Source organism: Rhodococcus opacus B4 (genome assembly GCF_000010805.1).
Lineage (GTDB): Bacteria > Actinomycetota > Actinomycetes > Mycobacteriales > Mycobacteriaceae > Rhodococcus_F > Rhodococcus_F opacus_C.
In genome coordinates, this window is record NC_012522.1 from 6737700 (window position 1) to 6760880 (window position 23181).

The 23181-nt window shown below is 70.0% G+C and carries 1 protein-coding gene (cut by a window edge); it reads left to right on the forward strand.

Annotated features, from left to right (window positions below):
- A protein-coding gene (locus ROP_RS30575) for a non-ribosomal peptide synthase/polyketide synthase (RefSeq protein ID WP_015889890.1) crosses the window boundary here: on the forward strand, positions 1 to 23181 show its 5' portion. The gene runs 10563 nt beyond the window's last position; 23181 of the gene's 33744 nt are visible here — the first part of the coding sequence; it begins with the start codon at positions 1 to 3; the stop codon falls past the right edge of the window.

Below are 23181 nucleotides of genomic sequence, written 5' to 3' on the forward strand. Positions count from 1 at the left end.
ATGGGCGACGTTCCCCTCACTATCGCCCAGTACATCGAGCTTCGCGGCGACATCGACCTCGACCTCCTGACCGAGGCCACCGTCCGTACCGGCCGTGAGTTCGGCTCCGGCTTCCTCCGGCTCGTCGAGATCGAGGGAATGCCCCACCAGTACGTCGACAAGTCCCTCGACGACGCCATCACCTACGTCGACCTGCGCGGCGAGGACGATTCCGTCGACGCCGCCGAGAAGTGGATGCGGGCCAACTACAGCGCCCCTGTCGACCTGCTCGAGGACCGCCTCGTCGTGGTCTACCTGCTCCACGTCGGCGAGAACCACTACTTCTGGTTCTGCCGGATCCACCACATCGCGCTCGACGGCTTCGGCGCGATGGCGCTGATCGCGCGCATCGCCGAGATCTACACCGCACTGGTCGAGGGCGCCGAGCCGCCGGCCTGCCGCGCCGAGGACCTGGTCCGGATCGTCGAGGACGAGCAGCGGTACCGCAACTCCGACCGGTTCGCGAAGGATCGCGAGTACTGGGCGGAACGCACCGCGCACCTGCCCGAGGCACCGAGCCTGGCCGGTCGTGCGGCGATGGTCGGCAAGTTCGCACGCCTGTCCTCCGAAGCACTGCCCGAGTCCACCGCCACCCTTCTCGACGAGGCGCTCGGTGGCAGCAACGCCAGTTCCGCGCCCGTCGTGGTGGCCGCGTTCGCCGCGTACCTGGCCCACATGACCGACCGGACGGATGTCGTCCTCAGCCTCCCGGTGTCGGCCCGCACCACCGCCACGCTGCGCCGCTCCGGCGGAATGGTGTCGAACATCGTTCCGCTCCGACTCCAGATCACCCCGGAGATGACCGTCCCCGAGCTGGTCAAGAGCGTGCAGATCGAACTCACCGGCGCCCTGCGCCGCCAGCGCTACCGGCACGAGGACATCCGCCGCGACGCCGGCGCGCCCCAGGGTCAGCGCGGCTTCTTCGGGCCCTCGATCAACATCATGATGTTCCACAGCGAGATCAAGCTGGGAACGGTCACCGGGCACCAGAACGTCCTCACCACCGGGCCGGTCGAGGACCTCTCGCTGAACATCTACCAGGGTGTGGCCGGCAGCAAGATCCACATCGACTTCGAGGCCAACCCCAACCTGTACTCCGCGGACGAGCTGGACCGTCACCACAGTCGGTTCTTCGACTTCTTCGAGCGCTTCCTCGGCGCCGGCGACGACGCCTCGGTGTCAGACCTGGCCACGATGAGCGGCGAGGAATACGAGCAGGTCGTGACGGGATGGAACGGCGACGTCGTGGCCCCGCCCGCGGGCACCGTCGTCGACCTGTTCGACGCCCAGGTCGCGCGCACGCCCGACGCGACCGCACTCGTCTTCGAGGGCGTGGAGCTCACCTACGCCGAGTTCGACGCGCGGGTGAACCGCCTCGCCCGGACGCTGATCGGCCGGGGCGTGGGTCCGGAGACGAAGGTCGCGCTCGCGATCCGCCGCTCGCTCGACTCCATGGTCGCGATGTACGCCGTCGTCAAGGCGGGCGCCGCATACGTGCCCCTCGACCCCGACCATCCCGCCGAACGCACCGCGTACGTGCTGGAGAGCGCCCGCCCGCTGTGCATCCTCGCCGTGTCGCGGGACGGTCTCACGTTCCCCGCCGCGCACGACGTCGTCGAGATCGACGCCCTGGATGCGACCGGCGTCGACGCCGGCCCGATCCGCGACGAGGAGCGGAAGGCCGCCCTCCGGGCCGCGAACCCGGCGTACGTCATCTACACGTCCGGGTCGACCGGACGCCCGAAGGGTGTGGCGGTGAGCCACGCTGCCGTCCTTAACCAGGTCACGTGGATCGCGTCGCGGTACGGCCTCGATGCGAACGACGTCGTGCTGCAGAAGACCCCGACGACGTTCGACGTGTCGGTGTGGGAACTGTTCGCCGCGCTCGGCTCCGGGTCGCGCCTGGTGATCGCCGCGCCGGAGGGACATCGCGACCCCGCCTATCTCGCCGACGTGATCGCGCGCCAGAACGTCACGGCGACGTCGTTCGTCCCGTCGATGCTGTCGGTGTTCGTCTCCGAGGCCGACCGCGAACAACTCGTCAGTTTGCGCGTCGTTCTCGTTGCGGGAGAGGCATTTCCGCCTGCGGTCGCAGCAGCGTTCCGGGCGAAGTCCGGCGCCGAGTTGCATAACCTGTACGGCCCCACCGAATTCACCGTGCACGCCACCGCTGGCGAGGTGGATCGGGAGTCCGTCCACACGATCCCCATCGGCACGCCGGTGTGGAACACCGAGGCGTACGTGCTCGACGGCCACCTCCGGCCCGCACCCATCGGATCCGCGGGAGAGCTCTATCTCGCGGGCGCCCAGGTGGCGCGAGGCTACGAGGGCAGGCCGGAACTCACGGCGGAACGTTTCGTGGCCAATCCTTTCGGAGCGGCGGGAACCCGCCTGTACCGCACCGGCGACCTCGTCAAGTGGGGTGTCGACGGCAGCATCGAGTACCTCGGCCGCACCGACTTCCAGGTGAAGGTGCGCGGTCTGCGGATCGAGCTGGGCGAGATCGAGTCCGCGATGTCCTCGTATCCCCATGTGGCGCAGTCGGTTGTGGTCGTGCACGACAGTTCCCTCGGCCAGCGGCTCGTCGGCTACGTCGTTCCGGAGTCCGGTTCGGTCGTGGACGTCGACGATCTGACGGTCCACGTCGGCCGTGCGGTGCCCTCGTACATGGTTCCCGACGCCGTCATGGTGCTCGCCGAGATGCCCGTCGGCGCGAGCGGCAAGCTCGACCGGAAGGCTCTGCCCGAACCCACGTTCGCGGCGGAGTCCAGTGAGTACGTGGCTCCCCGCAGCACCATGGAGGAGTCGATCGCCGGCCTGTTCGCCGAGGTTCTCGGCCTGCCGCGCGTCAGCATCGGTGACTCGTTCTTCGCGCTCGGCGGCGACAGTATCGTCTCGATCCAGCTGGTGTCCCGCGCGAAGGAGGCCGGCGTCCTGTTCACGGCCCGGGACGTCTTCGAGCGCAAGACTGTTGCCTCGCTCGCCGAGGTCGCGAAGTCCGCCTCCGAGTCGACGGTGCACGTCCTCGAGGAGCTGCCGGGCGCCGGTATCGGCACGATGCCGCTGACGCCGGTCGTGCACTGGATGACGGAACTGGGTGGCGACTTCCACCGGTTCTCCCAGTCCATTCTCCTCGCCCTACCGCCGAAGGTGGAGCGTGAGCGTCTCGTGCGCACGCTGACGGCCGTCGTCGACCGCCACGACGCCCTGCGATCGTCGCTGCGGCGCAACGACTCTCCGGCCGGGTGGTCGCTGGAGGTCGCTCCGATCGGCTCGGTCGACGTCGACCGGCTCGTCGATCGCGTCGAGTTCACCGACGGTCCCGGCACCGGGACGTTCGAGGCGCTGGCGGCGCACGCCCTCGAGCGCACGGTCGACAGGCTGGACCCGGCGACCGGCAGCGTGGTGCGGTTCGTCTGGTTCGCGCCCGCCGAGGACTCCGCCGAACCCGCACCTCGGGACGCCGCGGACGGCGACACCGTGGAGGCGGAGAGCGCCCCGCAGACGGGACGCCTGCTCGTCGTGATCCACCACCTCGCGGTGGACGGTGTGTCCTGGCGAGTGCTGGTGCCCGACTTCGCATCCGCCTGGGGGCAGATCGCCGCCGGCGCCGACCCGTTGCTCCCGGCCGTCGGAACCTCGGTCCGCCGCTGGGCGCACGGCCTCGCCGACAACGCGCGCAGTGCCCGGCGCGTCGGCGAACTCGGTTACTGGCGCACCACGCTGGACGGTGCGGACCCGCTGATCGGTTCACGGGCCCTCGACGGCCGCGACACGGTCTCGACCACCGGCCGGGTCCGACTGGAGGTCCCGGCGGACGTCACCGACGGCCTGCTGACCGACGTGCCGCGGGCCTTCCACGGTGGCGTGAACGACGGACTTCTCACCGCCCTCGCGCTCGCCGTCGCGGCGTGGCGCGCGGAACGCGGGTTCGGTGAATCCTCCACGCTCGTGCACCTCGAAGGCCACGGCCGCGAGGAGACGGTGCTACCCGGCGCCGACCTGTCCCGCACGGTCGGCTGGTTCACCAGCATGTTTCCCGTCCGGTTGTCGGCGCCCGGCGTCGATGTCCGCGACGCCCTCACCGGCGGTTCGGCCGCAGGTCAGGCCGTCAAGTCGATCAAGGAACAACTTGCCCGGGTGCCCGAGCACGGCATCGGGTACGGAATGCTGCGGTTCCTCAACGCCGAGACCCGCGCGGTTCTCGCGGCGCTGCCGAGCCCGCAGATCAGCTTCAACTATCTGGGCCGCGTGTCGGTCGGCGAGATTCCCGCCGCATTCCGGGCGGCGGGCTGGGTCCCTGACACCGACACGATGGAGCTGACCGGCACCCGCAACAGCGAGATGCCGGTGCACTTCGCTCTCGACATCAACGCGATGATCGTGGACGTCGAAGGCGAACAACGGCTTTCGGCAACCGTCGACTTCCCGCAGGGCGTCCTCGCGGAGTCCGAGGTGGGCGAACTCGCCGGCCTGTGGACGCGCGCGCTCGAAGGGCTCGTCGAGTACACGAAGCGGCCGGGAGCCGGCGGCCGGACGCCGTCGGACCTCGACCTCGTTCCCCTGAGCCAGAGCCGGATCGACACCCTCGAGAGCGACTACCCCGCACTCGCCGACGTCTGGTCGCTGGCCCCGCTGCAGGTGGGCCTGCTGTTCCACGCGTCGCTGGCAGGCACCGCCACCGATGTGTACACCACCCAGCTCGTCATGGACCTGGGCGGATCCGTCGACACCGGCCGACTCCGCCGCGCCGCGGAATCGCTCGTCGCCAGGCACCCCAACCTGCGCACCGCGTTCGTCGCGGGCGACGACGGCACCGGTATGCAGGTGGTCGTCGACCGGGTGGACGTGCCGTGGACGCACGTCGACCTCTCGGCCGCGTCCGAACCCGACCGGGACGCCGAACTCGACGCGCTTATGCTCGCGAACCGGACGGACCGGTTCGACATGACGGCTCCGCCGCTGGTGCGATTCCTGCTGGTCGAGACGGGTGCGGACCGCTATCGGTTCGCGGTCACCAACCACCACATCCTGCTGGACGGCTGGTCGCTGCCGATCCTCATCCAGGATCTGCTGACGCTCTACGCGGTGGACGGCGACGCGCTGGCACTGCCGCAGCCGCGTCCGTACCGCAGCTACCTCGAGTGGCTGTCCGCGCAGGACCCGCAGGTGTCGGTGGCCGCGTGGGCGAAGGCCCTCGGCGGTCTCGAGGAGCCCACCCTCCTCGCGCCGGCGCACACGGAGACGGCCCCGGCGCTCACCCCTGGTGAGCTCGTCATCGATCTGCCGGACGACCTCCTCGCCGACATGACCGCCCGCGCGCGCGAACTCGGCGTCACCATGAACACGCTCGTCCAGGCCGCGTGGGGAATCGTGCTGGGCCGGCTGACCGGACGGGACGACGTGGTGTTCGGCACCACCGTCTCGGGCCGTCCGCCGCAGGTGCCCGGCATCGAGTCGATGCTCGGGCTCTTCATCAACACGCTGCCGGTGCGGGTCCGGGTGCAGGCAGGCGACGCCGTGCGCACCCTGCTCGACCGAATCCAGCACGAGCAGACCGAGTTGCTCGACCACCATCACGTCGGGCTCACCGACATCCAGCAGGGGCTCGGCCTCGGGGCGCTGTTCGACACCCTGATGGTCTACGAGTCCTACCCGCTCGACCGTGAAGCCCTCACGAAGAACAGCGATATCGAGGGTCTCCGCGTTCTCGACGTGACGTCCAACGACGCCACGCACTACCCGCTGGCGATCGTCGCGATGACCGACCCGCGGCTGCACCTGACCGCCAAGTTCCTACCTGAGCTGTTCGAGGCCGCCGAGGTCGAGAAGATCATGGCGCGGGTCGTCCGGGTGCTCGGCGCGTTGTCCGGGGACGTCGACACACGTGTCGCGGACATCGACATCCTCGCTCCCGACGAGCGTGCTTCGCTGCTGGCGGCGCACGGCACCGAGGCCGCCGACCCGCTGTCGCTGCCGGAGATCCTCGCCGCGACCGCGGCGGAGCACGGCGAGCGCATCGCGCTCGTCGCGGACGGCGAATCGATGACCTACGCGGAACTGGACGCGCGCTCGAGCCGGCTCGCGCGCGTGCTCATCGACCGCGGCGTCGGACCGGAAACGTCCGTGGCGCTCGGGATGACGCGCTCGCTGCACTCGGTGGTCGGAACGTGGGCCGTGGCCAAGGCCGGTGGCGCCTTCGTGCCGGTCGACCCCCGCTACCCGTCCGAGCGCATCGCGCACATGGTCGCCGACTCCGGCGCCGTCCTCGGCCTGACCGTGTCCGCTCAGCGCAACGACCTTCCGTCGGGTGTCGACTGGCTCGCACTGGACTCGTCCGAGTGCGAGTCGCTGTGCGCCCCGAAGTCGCCGGAGCCGGTGACGGATTCCGAGCGGACCACGGCGGTGCAGCTCGAGCACGCGGCGTACATGATCTACACGTCCGGCACCACCGGTCTGCCCAAGGGTGTCGTCGTCACCCACACGGGTCTGGCCAACTTCTCCGCCGAACAGCGCACCCACTACGGGGTGAGCCCGTCGGCGCGGACCCTGCACTTCGCGTCCCCGAGTTTCGACGCGTCCGTCCTCGAACTGCTGCTCGCGTTCGGTTGCGGCGCGACGATGGTCGTGGCCCCCGCCGACCTGTTCGGCGGCGAGGAGCTGCGAAACTTCCTCGCGGACAACGAGGTCACCCACGCCTTCGTCACGCCCGCCGCGCTCGCGTCGGTGGAGCCTGCCGGGCTCGACCGGCTCGAGGTCGTCGTCGTCGGAGGCGAGGCCTGCCCGCCGGAACTGGTGGAACGCTGGGCGCCGGGCCGCCGGATGTACAACGGCTACGGTCCCACCGAGGCCACCGTCATGAGCAACGTCAGCAACATGCTGGTGCCCGGGAACCGGATCGAGATCGGCGGTCCCGTCTGCGCCGTCACGGTCTACGTTCTCGACGCGCTGCTGCGCCCGGTGCCCGTCGGCGTGGCGGGGGAGTTGTACATCGCGGGCCCCGGTCTCGCCCGCGGCTACCACGACCGCCTCGGTCTCACCTCCGAACGATTCGTCGCGAACCCGTTCGGCGAGAACGGCAGCCGGATGTACCGCACGGGCGACGTCGTCCGGTTCGTTCTCGACCCCGGGCACCGTGCCGGCTACGGGGTGGAATACGTGGGCCGCAGCGACTTCCAGGTCAAGGTCCGCGGCTTCCGCATCGAGCTCGGCGAGATCGACGCGGCGCTGGCGGCGCACCCGGATCTCGAGTTCGCAGTCACCCTCGGCACGTCGCTGCCGTCGGGATCGACCGCACTCGTGTCGTACGTGCTGCCGACCGCGGGCGCCGCGGTCGACGTCGCCGAGGTGACGCACTTCGTCGGCGACACGCTGCCGGCGCACATGGTGCCGAGCGCGATCGTCGTCCTCGACGAGATTCCCCTCACCACCGCAGGCAAACTCGATCGGAAGGCTCTGCCCGAGCCCGACTTCGACGCCCTGCAGGGCGAGATGGTCGAGCCGCGCACCCCCACCGAGGAACTGGTCGCCGGTGTCCTCGCCGACGTGCTCGGGCTCGCGAAGATCAGTGTCGCGGAGTCGTTCTTCGACCTCGGCGGCAACTCGCTCGTTGCGACGAAGGCGGTTGCGCGGCTCAACGCCGCCGCCGGCACTCGTCTGGGTGTGCGCGAGTTGTTCGAGGCGCCGACCGTGGAACGACTCGCCGTCAAGGTCGCGGAGCAGGCCGGTACCGGCTCGGACCGCCCGGCTCTCGTCGCGCGGCCGCGCCCCGAGCGCGTGCCGCTGTCGATGGCCCAGCAGAGCATGTGGCTGATGAACCGGTTCGACACGGCGTCCTCGGCGTACAACATTCCGCTCGCCGTTCGCCTGTCCGGTGCACTCGACATCGACGCGATGTCGTCGGCCGTCTCCGACGTGCTCGCGCGTCACGAATCGCTGCGGACGGTGTTCCCCGACTCCGCCGACGGGCCGTACCAGCAGGTCGTCGACGTCGCCCAGGTGCCGTTCGACCTCACGCCCGTGCGGGTGCCCGAGGCCGAACTCCACACGGCCCTCACCGAATTCGCCGCCGAGGGATTCGACGTCACGGTCGCGCCCCCGCTGCGGATCCGGCTGTTCGCCACGAGCGACACCGAATTCCTGCTCGTCCTCGTGGTCCACCACATCTGCGCCGACGGCGCGTCGATGGCGCCGCTCGCGCGGGACGTCATGGTCGCCTACAGCGCGCGCACCGCGGGCGCGGCCCCGTTGTGGCAGCCGCTGCCGGTGCAGTACCCCGACTTCGCGCTGTGGCAGCGCGACGTCCTCGGCGACCCCGCCGACACGCAGTCGCTCGCGGGCAAGCAGATCGCGCACTGGGCGGACACCCTCGCCGGGGCGCCCGAGCTGATCGACCTGCCGCTCGACCACATCCGCCCGGCCCGGCAGTCGATGCGAGGCGATTCGATCGACTTCGCGATCACCCCGGAGTTGCGGCACGGCCTCGAGGCGGTCGGCAAGGATCGTGGAGCGTCCCTCTTCATGGTGACGCACGCGGCGCTGACGACACTGCTGTCGCGGCTGAGCAGCAGCGACGACATCACCGTCGGCACCCCGCTCGCCGCCCGCGGCGACCAGGCACTCGACGACCTGGTGGGCATGTTCGTCAACACCCTCGTCCTGCGTACCCAGGTGCGGCCGGGAGACTCGTTCGCCGGTCTCGTCGATCGGGTCCGCGAAGGTGACCTGGCGGCGTTCGGCAATTCCGACGTGCCGTTCGAGAAGATCGTGGAGGCCCTGCGGATCCGCCGCTCGGCGGCCTATTCACCGCTGTTCCAGGTGATGCTGTCGTTCCAGAACAACCGGATGGACGCGCTCGAATTGCCCGGGCTGACCGTGCGCGTGATCGACGACATGGCGCAGGGCGCCAAGTACGACCTCACGTTGACGATCACCGAGAAGGCCGACGAGTCGGGTCGGCCTGCGGGTCTGGGCGGGCGGTTCACGTTCGCCACCGACCTGTTCGAGCGCGGCACCGCCGAGCGCATCGCGGAACGGTTCGTCAGGATCCTCGAGGCCGTCGTCACCGATCCCGGTGTCGCTGTGGGCGACATCGACATTCTCACCGAACACGAGAGAGCAAAGTTGAGCCAAGCGCGACCTGCCCGCACGATGACAGTTCGCGAGCTGCCGCAGCTACTGGCTGCCGCGGTCGAGGTCGCGCCCGACGCCGTGGCTGTCGCTCACGACGGCATGCAGGTGACGTACCGCGAGTTCGACGAGCGCCTGCGTATGATGTCGGCGCCACTGTCCGAGCGGGGCATGGGCCCCGACGCGATCGTGTCCGTGGTGCTGTCCGGTCTGGTTCCCACCATCATGATGGCCCCGCCGTCGCAGGACGGGAAGGACGGCTTCGGCACGATCCTCGACCAGGTCATCGCGGACGCACACGCACTGGTCGGCGACATCGAGATCGTGGCGCCCGCACCGGAGATCGTCGCCGAACCCGCGGCGGAGACCGCGGAGACGCCGGGCTGGCCGCTCGAACTCTTCGTCAGCCGCTGGCAGGAGTGGGTCGAGCGCGACCCGCAGGCTCCCGCCGTCGTCGCCGGGGGTGTCTCGACCAGCCGCGGCGAAGTGAACCGTCGCGCCAACCAACTCGCCCGCGAACTGGTGTCGCGCGGGGTTCGCCCCGACGACGTCGTCGCGCTCCTCACGCCCCGTTCCCTGGAATGGGTGATCGGGATGATCGCCGCCTGGAAGGTCGGCGCGGCGTACTCGCCGTTCGACCAGAAGTGGGCGATCGAGCGGATCACGGGACTCGTCGAAGACAGCGGAACGCGGGCCGTGGTGGCCACCCGGTCCTGGAGTGGGCTCACCGGCGCACCCACCGGGAACGCGGCGCTCGACGACCCGATCGTGCTCGACGATCCCGAAACGGTGCGCCACCTCGAAACGCTGGACGGCACCGATTTCCCGCACGACCCGTGGTCGGACGAGCACGCAGGCAAACGCCTGGGGCACGTCATCTCGACGTCGGGCTCCACCGGACGGCCCAAGCCGACGATGGTGCCGATGCTGGGTCTGTCCAACAACTATCAGTCGTACCAGGGCGACCTCCGGGTGAAGGACGGCACCGGACTGCTGATCGCGAACTCCCCGCTGTTCGACCAGACACAGAAGAACATCTGGGTGGGGCTCGCGTACGGCGGTGTGCTCCACCTCGCCGACGACGGCTTCGATCCGGGACCGATTCTCCGCATGATCGGCACCGGCGACGTCCAGATCACCAATCTGGCACCGAGTGCGTTCGAGGTTCTGACCGAACTGGACACCGAGGGCGTCCTGCCCAATCTGAAGGTGATTCTCCTCGGCGGCGAGATGCTGCGGCCTGCGGCCTGCACGGCGCTGATCGGCACGGACTCGCGCGTGCTCAACAATTACGGTCCGACCGAGGCCTCGGTCACGTGTTCCTCGTACGAACTGGACCTCTCGACCGCGGACGCCGAGAAATGGCCGGTCCCGTTCGGCACCGCGTTCCGCGGTGTCCGGTACCACGTGCTCGACGGCCGGATGCGCCCGGTGCCGCCGGGAGTGACCGGTGACCTGTACATCGGCGGCCAGGTCCTGGCTCGCGGATACGGCAACATGTTCGGCACCACCGCGTCCCGTTTCGTGGCGAACCCGTTCGAGGGGCCCGGCGCCCGCATGTACCGGACCGGCGACCGCGTCCGCGAACTCGACCACGGTGGGCTCGTGTTCGTGGGCCGCAGCGACTTCCAGGTCAAGATCCGCGGTCTCCGGATCGAACTCGGCGAGATCGAATCGGCCCTCACCGCGAACAGTGCGGTGCAGAAGTCGGTGGTGGTCGTGCACGACAGCGAGCAGGGTCCCCGGCTCGTCGCGTACGTCACCGCGACCGCGGGCGCCGAACTGGATGCCGACGCGACCGTGGAGGCACTGCTCGACGTGCTGCCTTCGCACATGATCCCGGACACGGTGATGGTGCTCGACGAGATGCCGCTCAACGCGAACCTCAAGGTCGACCGCAAGGCTCTCCCGGAGCCGGTCTTCACCACCGGCACCGTCGAATTCGTCGCACCGCGCACGCCGCTCGAGGAGGTCGTCGCCGGCATCTTCGGTGACGTGATCTCGGTGCCGCGGGTGAGCGTCGACGAGTCGTTCTTCGACCTGGGCGGCAACTCGCTCAGCGCCACTCGGGTGGCTGCCCGCGTCACGTCCGCGACCGGCACCGAGGTCGGGATCCGTGACCTGTTCGAGGCGCCCACGGTCGCGACCCTCGCGAAGCTCGTGGAGGACCGGGCCCACAACGGCTCTCGCCGCCCCGCGCTCGTCGCGGGCAGGCGCCCCCGTGCGCTGCCGTTGTCGCTCGCGCAGCAGCGGATGTGGTTCCTCAACCGTTTCGATCCGTCCTCGCCCGCGTACAATGTTCCGCTCACCGTGCGGTTGCGCGGCGAACTGGACGTCGCGGCCCTGGCCGCGGCGCTCTCGGACGTCGTCGCCCGGCACGAGGTGCTCCGGACCGTGTTCCCGGACTCCGAGTCCGGTGCGCACCAGGTGATCCTGCCCGCCGCCGGCATCGACCTCGCTCTCGACCCGGTCGACGTCCGCGAGGAGGACCTGCGGGACCGGATGTTCGAGTTCGGGGCCACCGGCTTCGACGTCACCGACACGATCCCGGTGCGGACCCGCCTGTTCCGGCTCGGCGCCACCGACCACGTCCTCGTGCTCGTCATGCACCACATCGCGTCCGACGGCGCCTCCACGCTGCCGCTGGCCCGCGACGTCATGACGGCGTACGCGGCCCACCGGGAGGGCACCGAGCCCGCCTGGCCGGTGCTGCCGGTCCAGTACGCCGACTACGCGCTGTGGCAGCGGGACGTGCTCGGTTCCGAGGGAGATCCCGATTCCCTGGCCGCCGCGCAGATCGACTTCTGGTCGAAGACCCTCGCGGGTGTGCCCGACGTCCTGGCTCTCCCCACCGACCGTCCCCGCCCGACGGTGCGGTCGATGGCAGGCGCCTCCGTCGGCTTCTCCGTCGATGCGGACGTGCACCGGCGTCTCGGCGAGGTCGCGCGGGCGCACAACGTGTCACTGTTCATGGTGCTGCACGCCTCGCTGTCCGTGCTGCTGGCGCGGCTCAGTTCGAGCACCGACATCGCCATCGGCGCCGCGGTCGCCGGTCGCGGCGACGAGGCGCTCGAGAACCTCGTCGGCATGTTCGTGAACACGCTGGTGCTGCGGACCGAGGTCGAGCCCGGCACCTCCTTCGCCGACCTGCTCGAGCAGGTCCGCACGCAGGACCTCGCCGCGTTCAGCAACCAGGACGTTCCGTTCGAGCAGTTGGTGGACGCCCTGAAGCCGACCCGGTCCACGGCGTACTCGCCGCTGTTCCAGGTCGTGCTGACCCATCAGGTCAACGGCATCCCGGCGCTCGAGTTCGCCGGACTCGAGGCGACACCCGGTGCCGTGGACGTCGAGTTCAGCAAGTTCGACCTCACCGTCGACCTGCGCGAACTGTGGTCGGACGAGGGTGCGCCCACCGGGATCACGGGTGTACTCGGGTACGCCACCGAGATCTTCGACGCCGAGACCGTGCAGGGCTTCGCGGACCGCTTCGTGCGGATCCTGGCCGCCGTCGCGGATGGCGGAACCGACGTCGCGGTGGGCGACATCCCCATTCTCGACGCCCAGGAGACCGCGGAACTGACACCGGTCCGCGGTATCGAGGGCGTCGCGCCCACCACCCTCGTCGAACTGCTGGCGGCAGCGGTCGCCGCGGACCCGGACGGGGACGCGATCGTCGCGGGCGGCGACAGCATCACCTACCGAGAACTGGACGAGCGCTCGAACCGGTTGGCGCGCATCCTGATCGAACGCGGGGTCGGCGCGGAGACGTTCGTCGGGCTCGGTATCACCCGCTCGATTCCGTCCATCGTCGGCATCTGGGCCGTCGCCAAGAGCGGCGGCGCGTACGTGCCGATCGACCCCGGGTACCCGGACGAGCGCATCGCCCACATGGTCACCGATTCCGGTGTGGCGCTGGGACTTTCCGTGAGCTCCGAGGTAGGCAGGCTGCCGCGGGACGTCGACTGGCTGGTCCTCGACAGCGAAGAATTCGTGGACGCCTCGGCCCGCTACTCCACGGCTCCCGTCACGGAGGCGGAGCGCCGGACGGCGGTCGAACCGGCCAACAGCGCCTACGTGATCTACACGTCCGGCACCACCGGGCAGCCCAAGGGCGTCGTCGTCACGCACCGGGGTCTGGCCAACTTCGCCGCCGAACAGCGTGAGCGCTACCGGGTGACGACCGACTCGCGCACGCTGCACTTCGCGTCGCCGAGTTTCGACGCGTCCGTTCTCGAACTGCTGCTCGCGGTCGGCGCCGGCGCCACCATGGTGATCGCTCCCACCGACGTGTACGGCGGACCCGAGTTCGCGAAGTTCCTGCGCGAGCAGCGCGTCACGCACGGCTTCGTCACGCCGTCGGCGCTGGCCTCCGTGGACCCGTCCGGGCTGGACGACTTCCAGTTCGTCGTCGCCGGCGGCGAGGCCGTCCCCGCGGAACTTGCGGCCCGCTGGGCGCCCGGACGCTCGCTGTTCAACGGCTACGGTCCCACCGAGACCACGATCATGACCAACATCAGCGACCCGATGGCCGCCGACGGCCCGGTCACGATCGGTGGGCCGATCCGCGGCACCAGCGCGCTGGTCCTCGACGATCGCCTCCGACCGGTCCCGGTCGGTATCGCAGGTGACCTCTATCTGTCGGGCCTCGGACTGGCCCGCGGCTACCACCGGCGCACGCCCCTGACCGCGGGACGCTTCGTGGCGAACCCCTACGGTGCGCCGGGCGACCGGATGTACCGCACCGGCGACGTCGTGCGCTGGAAGAAGGACGCGGACGGCGCGCTGACCGTCGACTACGTGGGCCGCTCGGACCAGCAGGTGAAGGTCCGCGGGTTCCGCATCGAACTCGGCGAGATCGACGCGGTGCTGGCGAAGCATCCCGCCGTCGACTTCGCGACGACGTCCGTGCTGCCCGGTCCGTCCGGGGACTCGGTCCTCGTGTCGTACGTGCTCCCGGCGCCGGGCGCCGAGGTGAACGTCGCCGGCGTGCTGGACTTCGTGGGCGAGTTCGTCCCCACGTACATGGTGCCGTCGACGATCGTGACGCTCGACGCGATCCCGCTCACCCCGGTGGGCAAGCTCGACCGCCGGGCGCTGCCCGAGCCCGAGTTCCTGGCGGAGGACCGTGAGTTCCGGGCCGCGGGAACCGCTCTCGAACAGCGGGTCGCCGCAGTGTTCGCGGAGGTGCTGGGTGTCGACCAGGTCGGCGCCGACGACTCCTTCTTCACGCTCGGAGGCAACTCGCTCGCCGCAACCCGCGTGATGGCGCGGATCAACGAGGCCGTCGGGATCGACGCTCCGGTCCGCGAGATCTTCGAGGCGCCCACGGTGGCGCAGCTGGCCCGCAGGCTGGAAGCGCTCGGCGTCGACGGCGGCGCCCGTCCGCCGGTCACCGCCGGACCGCGTCCGGACCGTCTGCCGCTGTCGCTGGCTCAGCAGCGGATGTGGTACGCCAACCGATTCGACCCCGAATCGGCCGAGTACAACATCCCGTTGGCGCTCCGGCTCACCGGCGCACTGGATGTCGACGCGCTGACGACGGCGATCGCCGACGTCGTGACCCGCCACGAATCGCTCCGCACGGTGTACCCGGACTCCGTCGACGGCCCCTACCAGGTCGTCCTGTCCGCGTCCGACACGAAATCCGCGCTCGACGTCGTCCGCGTGGCCGACGAGCAGGAACTGCGGGAGCGGGTCGTCACGCTGGCGTCGGCAGGATTCGACGTCACCGCCGACGTCCCGGTGCGTGCCGCCCTGTTCGCGCTCGGGGAACACGACCACGTCCTCGTGGTCGTCGTCCACCACATCTCGGCGGATGGTTCGTCGATGGCCCCGCTCGCGCGGGACCTGTTCGGCGCGTACGGCGCACGCGCGCAGGGCGAGGAGCCCGGCTTCTCACCGCTGCCCGTGCAGTACCCGGACTTCGCTCTGTGGCAGCGGAATCTCCTCGGCTCCGAGGACGACCCGGAGTCGCTCGCGGGCAAGCAGATCGCGTACTGGACGCACGCCCTCGGCGATGCACCGGAGGTCCTCGACCTCCCGGCCGACCGGCCGCGCCCGGCGGTCCGGAACCCGCAGGGCGGTCTGATCGAGTTCGAGATCGGGCAGGACGTGCACCGGTCCCTGAACGAACTCGCGCAGACCCACCAGGCGTCGCTGTTCATGGTGGTGCACGCCGCGCTCGCCGTGCTGCTGGGACGACTGAGCAACACCGGCGACATCTCCGTCAGCACCCCGGTCGCCGGCCGCGGCGACCGCGCGCTCGATGACCTCGTCGGGATGTTCGTCAACACTCTGGTGCTGCGCACCGAGGTCGACCAGAACGCCCGCTTCAGCACGCTCCTCACGCAGGCCCGCGAGGTCGATCTCAACGCATTCGGCAACGCCGATGTGCCGTTCGAGCAGATCGTCGAGGTGCTCCGGCCCTCGCGCACCGCCGCGTACGCGCCGCTCGCGCAGGTCATGCTGAGTTTCCAGAACCTCGAGCGGCCGAAGCTCGAGCTCGCCGGGCTGACCGTCGAGGTCCTCGAGAGCGGACTCACCACGAGCAAGACCGATCTCGGCGTCGCCGTCGAGGAACGGTTCGACGACGATTCCGTCGCGAACGGCATGCGGGGCTGGTTCTCCTACGCCACCGATCTCTTCGACGAGGCGACGGTTCGCGGTTTCGCCGACCGATTCGTCCGTGTGCTGGAGGCAATCACGGCCGACGCGGACGCCGTCGTCGGCGACATCGACATCCTGACCGAGGACGAGAAGGCCGGCCTCGCCGTACCGGACGAGGGCGGACAGTCCCTGTTGGCGCACTCGATCTCGGAGGAGCTGGCAGCCACCAAATCGCTGCCCGAACTCCTCGACGGTGCGGCGTCGATCAACCCGGACGGAATCGCGCTGTCGCACAACGGCACCGATGTCACGTACGCGCAGTTGCGGGACAAGTCGGCGGAACTCGCGCGCACACTCGCCGGTGTGGGCGTGGGCCCGGAGGCCGCGGTCACGGTGGCCCTGTCCACCCTGCTGCCCGGACTGCTCGACGGCTCGTCGGGCGAGGGCTTCGCCGACACGTTCGCGGGTGTCCTCGCCGGGGTGATCGCCGACGCGACGTCGGCGACCGCCGTGACCGAAGCCGGCGAGCGGACCGTCGTCGACCTGTTCGACGAGCAGGTGGCGCGGACGCCGGACGCCGTGGCCCTGGTGTCCGGCGACGAGTCGCTGACCTACGCCGAATTCGACAAGCGTGTCAACACCCTCGCGCGCACGCTGATCGGGATGGGTGTCGGACCGGAGGTCCGGGTCGCTCTCGCGATTCGGCGGTCGATCGACTCGATGGTCGCGATGTACGCGATCCTGAAGGCGGGCGGGGCGTACGTTCCGCTCGACCCCGACCACCCGGCCGAGCGCACTTCCTACGTCCTCGACAGCGCCTCGCCGCTCTGCATCCTCACGGTTGCGCGGGATGCACTCGACCTTCCCGCCGGACACACCGTGGTGGAGATCGACCGGCTTTCCGGCGACGAGGCGGCTGCGCCGCTGGGCGATGAGGCGGCGGTGCCGCCGGGTGACGAGGAGCGCCGGGGGACGCTTCGGGCGTCGAACCCCGCCTACGTCATCTACACGTCCGGTTCGACGGGACGGCCGAAGGGTGTCGCGGTGAGCCACGCGGCGGTCCTGAACCAGATCTCGTGGATCGTCGACCAGTACGAACTCGGCGCACACGACGTCGTGCTGCAGAAGACTCCGGCGACGTTCGACGTGTCGGTCTGGGAGTTGTTCGGCACGCTCGTCGCGGGTGCCCGCCTGGTGATCGCGTCACCCGACGGTCACGGTGATCCCGAGTATCTCGCGGCGCTGATCGCGCGCGAGGGCGTCACGGCGACGTCGTTCGTGCCGTCGATGCTGTCGGTGTTCGTCGGCGAGGCCGGACGAGACGACCTTCTCAGCCTGCGCGTGGTGCTTGTCGCGGGCGAGGCGTTCCCGCCCGCGACCGCCGAGGCGTTCCGCGGACTGTCGGACGCCGAACTGCACAACCTGTACGGACCGACCGAATTCACCGTGCACGCGACCGCCGGGCAGGTCGACCCGGGCGTTCGCGGTACCGTGCCCATCGGACGTGCGGTGCGGAACACCGATCTCCACGTGCTGGATTCACGCCTTCGCCCGGTGCCGGTCGGGGTTCCCGGCGAGCTGTACCTCGCGGGGACGCAGTTGGCCCGTGGATACGTCGGACGCAGCGATCTGACCTCCGATCGGTTCGTCGCCAACCCGTTCGGCGGGCATGGGCAGCGGATGTACCGCACGGGTGACGTCGTTCGCCGGCGCGCCGACGGGAACCTCGAATACATCGGACGCAGCGACTTCCAGGTCAAGCTGCGTGGTCTGCGGATCGAACTCGGCGAGGTCGAGGCCGCGCTGCTGACGCACGAATCCCTGGCGCAGGCAGCGGTGACGATCCACCGAAGCGAGTCGACCGGCGAGAATCTCGTGGCCTACGTGGTGCCGCGGTCCGGCGCCCGGGTCGACACGAAGTCGGTGCAGGACGCGGCGGCGCAGGTGCTGCCCGCGTACATGGTGCCCGCCCGCATCGTCGTCCTGGACAGTTTCCCTCTCGGTGCCAGCGGGAAGCTGGACCGGAAGGCCCTGCCGGAGCCCGAGTTCGCCACCGTCGCGGTGGAATACGTGGCCCCCCGGACTCCGATGGAGACCGTCGTGGCGAGCGTGTTCGCCGACGTTCTCGGTGCCGATCGGGTCGGGTCCGCCGACTCGTTCTTCGACCTCGGCGGAAACTCGATCAGCGCGACGCGGCTCACCGCCCGTCTCCGGGCGGCCGTCGGAGCGCACCTGTCGGTGCGGGAGTGCTTCGAAAATCCGACCGTCGCGGAACTCGCGGCGCTGCTGGAGACGACCTCGGGGACCGCCGAACAGCGGCCCGCGCTCGCCGCCCGCCCGCGGCCCGCCCGCATCCCGCTGTCGCTGGCCCAGCAGCGGATGTGGTTCGTCAACCAGTTCGATCCGTCCTCACCGGCGTACAACCTGCCGCTGGCGGTGCGGTTGACCGGCTCGATCGACCCGGCCGCGCTGAACTCGGCGTGGGCCGACGTCGTCGAGCGGCACGAGTCGCTGCGGACGGTCTTCCCGGTCGACGGCGAGGACGCGCACCAGGTCGTGCTGCCCGCCGCAGACGTGGTGTCCGACCTGACCCCGACCCCGGTCGCGGACGAGCAGGACCTGTTCGCGCGCATGCGTGAACTCGGTGCCACCGGATTCGACGTCACCGAGACGGTCCCGGTGCGGGTCGCCTGCTTCGAGGTGAACCCCACCGACCACATCCTGATGATGGTCGTGCACCACATCTCGGCCGACGGTGCGTCGCTGGCGCCGCTGTTCACGGACGTCATGACCGCATACGCGGCGCGTGCCGCCGGCAGTGCCCCCGGCTGGGAGCCGCTGCCCGTCCAGTACGCCGATTACGCTCTGTGGCAGCGTGAGTCGCTCGGTGACGAGTCCGACCCCGAATCGCTGGTCGCCCGCCAACTCGGTTATTGGCAGCAGGCGCTCGGCGGGCTCCCCGAGGTGCTCGAACTGCCGACCGACCGGCCCCGGCCGCCCGTGCAGTCGCTGCGCGGCGCGTCCGCAAGGTTCTCGATCGACGCGCAGACCCACCGCGCGCTGCTCGCGATCGCCCAGGAAACGAACACGACCCTCTTCATGGTCGTGCACGCCGCGCTCGCGGTCCTGCTCGAGCGGCTGTCGTCGCAGACGGACGTCGCGGTCGGCACACCGGTCGCCGGCCGTGGCGAGCAGGAACTCGACAGGCTCGTCGGCATGTTCGTTAACACCCTCGTGCTCCGCGCGTCGGTGCGTCCCGACGACACCTTCGCCGACCTGCTGGCACAGGTGCGCGCCACCGATCTGAATGCGTTCAGCCACAGCGACGTTCCGTTCGAGCGCCTCGTCGAGGTCCTCGACGTCCCGCGGTCGACGGCGCACCAGCCGCTGTTCCAGGTGGCGTTGTCGTTCGACAACAACGAGTCGGTCCGGATGGAGTTCCCGGGTCTCGAGATCTCCGCGCTCGACGCCCCGCTCGAGGTCGCCAAGTTCGACCTCCAGCTCAGTGTCGGGGAGCGCTACGCCGACGGGGCCGCCGCGGGGATCGCCGCGACGTTCAACTACTCGACCGACATCTTCGACGAGCAGACCGTCGTCGGCTTCGCGGACCGGTTCGTCCGGATCCTCGGTGCCGTGTCGTCCGACCGCGACGTGGTCCTCGGCGACATCGAGATCCTCGACGCCGCGGAGAAGGCCGCGATCGCCCCGGTCCGTGGACCGAAGTCGGTGGAGCCGAGCACGCTGCCGGAACTGCTGCGTTCGGGCGTCGAGATCTCCCCGGACTCGGTCGCGGTGTCTTTCCAGGGCCGGAAGCTGACGTACCGCGAACTCGACGAGCAGTCGAACCGGCTGGCGCGCGTCCTGATCGATCGGGGCGTGGGGCCGGAGAACTATGTCGCGCTGGCGATCACGCGGTCCGTCGAATCCATCCTCGGGATCTGGTCGATCGCCAAGGCCGGCGGCGCGTACCTGCCCGTCGACCCGAAGCTTCCGTTCGAGCGGATCGGCGAGATGCTGTCCGATTCGGGAGCGGTCCTCGGACTGACGGTCGCCCGCCATCACGCCGATCTTCCCGGCACGGCGGAGTGGATCGTCCTCGACGAGCCGGAAGCCGCCGAGCAGATCGCTGCTCGCAGTGCGGTCGCGGTGGCGGTGGCCGATCTGCGCCGCGCGCTCACGGTCGATCACCCCGCGTACCTCATCTACACCTCGGGTTCGACGGGCAAGCCGAAGGGCGTGGTGGTCACGCACCGCGGTCTGGCCAACCTCACCCGCGAGGTGCGCGAGCACTACGTCGTGTCGCCGGATTCCCGGTTCCTGCACGTGGCATCCCCGAGTTTCGACACGTCGGTCGGGGAGATGCTCGCCGCATTCAGCGCGGGCGCCACCCTGGTGATCTCGCCCGCGGACGTCTACGGCGGCGACGAACTCGCCGACCTGATCCGCCGCGAGCAGGTCAACAACGTGGTCATGACGCCGACCGCGCTGATGACCGTCGACCCCGACGGCCTCGACTCCGTCACGTCCGTCGTGGTCGGCGGCGACACCTGCACGCCGGAACTCGTGGCCCGGTGGGCTCCCGGCCGTGAGATGCGCAACGCGTACGGTCCCACCGAGACCACGGTGATCGTCACCATCACCGAACCGATGGTGGCCGGTGAACGCGTCACGATCGGTTCGCCGCTGCGGGGCGTCGAATCCCTCATCCTCGATTCGCGGTTGCGGCCGGTGCCTGAGGGAGTGCCCGGGGAGCTGTACATCTGCGGTCCCTCGGTGACCCGCGGCTACCACAACCGTCCGTCCGTCACGGCGGAACGGTTCGTGGCCAACCCGTTCGGCGAGCCCGGCGCCCGCATGTACCGCACCGGCGACGTCGTGCGCTGGGCGGACGGACACCGGGTGGAATACGTCGGCCGGTCCGACTTCCAGGTGAAGGTCCGCGGGTTCCGCGTCGAACTCGGTGAGATCGACGCCGCCCTGACCGCGCAGCCCGACATCGAGTTCGCGGTGACCGTGGGTCGCGAGAATCCCGCCGGACTGACGACCCTCGTGTCGTACGTCCTGCCCGCCGACGGCGCGACGGTCGAACCGGAATCGCTGAAGTCGGTTGTCGGCGAGACGCTCCCGCCGTACATGGTGCCGTCCGTCGTGATCGTCCTCGACGAGATCCCGCTGACCGGCATCGGCAAGCTGGACCGGGCGCGCCTGCCCGAGCCCGAGTTCGTGTCCGCGGGCGCGGAGTTCCGTGCCCCGGCGACACCCGCCGAAGAGACGGTCGCAGGAATCTTCGCGGACGTGCTCGGACTCGAGCAGGTCAGCGTCGACGACAGCTTCTTCGACCTCGGCGGAAACTCGCTGAGCGCCACCCGGGTCGTGTCGCGGGCCGGGCAGGTCTTCGGCCTTCGCATCGGTGTGCGGGAACTGTTCGAGGCTCCGACGGTCGCGGGCCTTGCCGCCCGCATCGCCACCCCGGACGAGAACGTCCGGCCGCGGCCCGCCCTCGCTCCGCGGGAGAGGTCTGCCTTCGTCCCGTTGTCGCTGGCGCAGTCCCGGATGTGGTTCATCAACCGGTTCGACCCGGACTCGCCCGCCTACAACATTCCGCTGGCGGTCCGGTTGACCGGCGCGCTGGATGTCGACGCGTTGCAGTCCGCGGTGTTCGACGTGCTGGGGCGGCACGAGTCGCTGCGCACGATCTACCCGGATTCGGCCGACGGCCCGCACCAGGTCGTCCTCCCCACCGCACAGGTGCCGATCGACGTCGCACCCGTTCCGGTCACCGAGGCCGAACTGCGCAAGCAGTTGACGGAGATGGTGGCCACCGGATTCGACGTGACCGCCGACATCCCGCCGATGCGGGTGCGACTGTTCGAGGTCGGCCCGCAGGACTACGTGCTGGCTCTCGTCGTGCACCACGTGTCGACCGACGGCGAATCCACCGCGCCCTTCGTGCGCGACGTCATGGTGGCGTACGCGTCCCGGGCGGCGGGCCGTGAACCCGGCTTCGCTCCGCTTCCGGTGCAGTACGCGGACTACGCGATCTGGCAGCGGGAACTTCTCGGTAGCGAGGACGACCCGGACAGCCTGATCGCCGCCCAGCTGGGCTTCTGGACGAAGACCCTCGCAGGTGTGCCCGACCTCCTGGAGCTGCCGGTGGACCGGCCGCGCCCGCCCGTGCAGTCACTGCGTGGGTCGCGGATCGATTTCACCGTCGACGCCGAGGTGCACCGCGGTCTGGCCGCATTGGCCCGCAGGCACAACGCCAGCGTGTTCATGGCCGTGCACGCCGCGTTCGCGGTGCTGCTCAGCCGGCTGTCCGGCACCGAGGACATCGCGGTGGGCACCCCGATCGCGGGCCGCGGCGAACGCGAACTCGACGACGTGGTCGGCATGTTCGTCAACACGCTCGCACTGCGCGTGCAGGTCGACGGGCGGCAGACGTTCGACGAGATCCTCGATCGTGCCCGCGAGGCCGACCTCGAGGCGTTCTCGCACGCCGACGTCCCGTTCGAGCGCCTCGTCGAGGTCCTGAACCCGGCACGCTCGATGGCCCATCACCCGATCTTCCAGGTGGGCTACTCGTTCCAGAACACGACGAAGGCCGAGCTGGAACTGCCCGACCTCACCGTCACCCCGCTCGACGTCGAGGGCGACACGGCGCAGTTCGACCTGCATCTGATCCTGGGGGACAGCCCCGAGGGTGAGCAGATGTCGGGTGTGTTCACGTTCGCCACCGACCTGTTCGACGCCGCCACCGTCCAGCGTTTCGCGGACATGTTCCGCCGTGTGCTGGCCGCCGCGGTCGATTCGCCGCGGACCGCGGTCGGCGACCTGCCGCTTGCCGGCAGCGACGAGCGCGCACTCGTGGTGTCCGGATGGAACGACACCGCGCAGCCACTGCCGGAGACGACGCTGGCGGACATGTTCGCGGCTGCCGCCGCGGAGAACCCGGACGTCACCGCGCTCGTGTCCGACGGCGAATCGCTCACGTACGCCGAGTTCTCGGCGCGGGTGAACCAGTTGGCCCGGCATCTCGTAGGCCGCGGTGTCGGCCCCGAAACCGTGGTCGGCCTGGCCATTCCGCGTTCGGTGGAACTGCTCGTCGGCATGTACGCGATCACCGCGGCAGGCGGCGCGTACCTGCCGATCGACCCGGACCATCCGGCCGAGCGCACCGCGTACGTGCTGGAGAGCGCGCAACCCGTCTGCGTCCTCACGACCCGCGACGTGGCCGGGGGACTGCCCGGTGACGTCGACTACCTCTTCCTCGACGAACTGGATCTCGGCGGAATCGACCCGGCTCCGCTGGCCGACTCGGAGCGGATCGCACCGCTGCGGCCGCAGAACGCCGCGTATGTGATCTACACGTCCGGCTCGACCGGACGGCCGAAGGGCGTGGCGATCGCG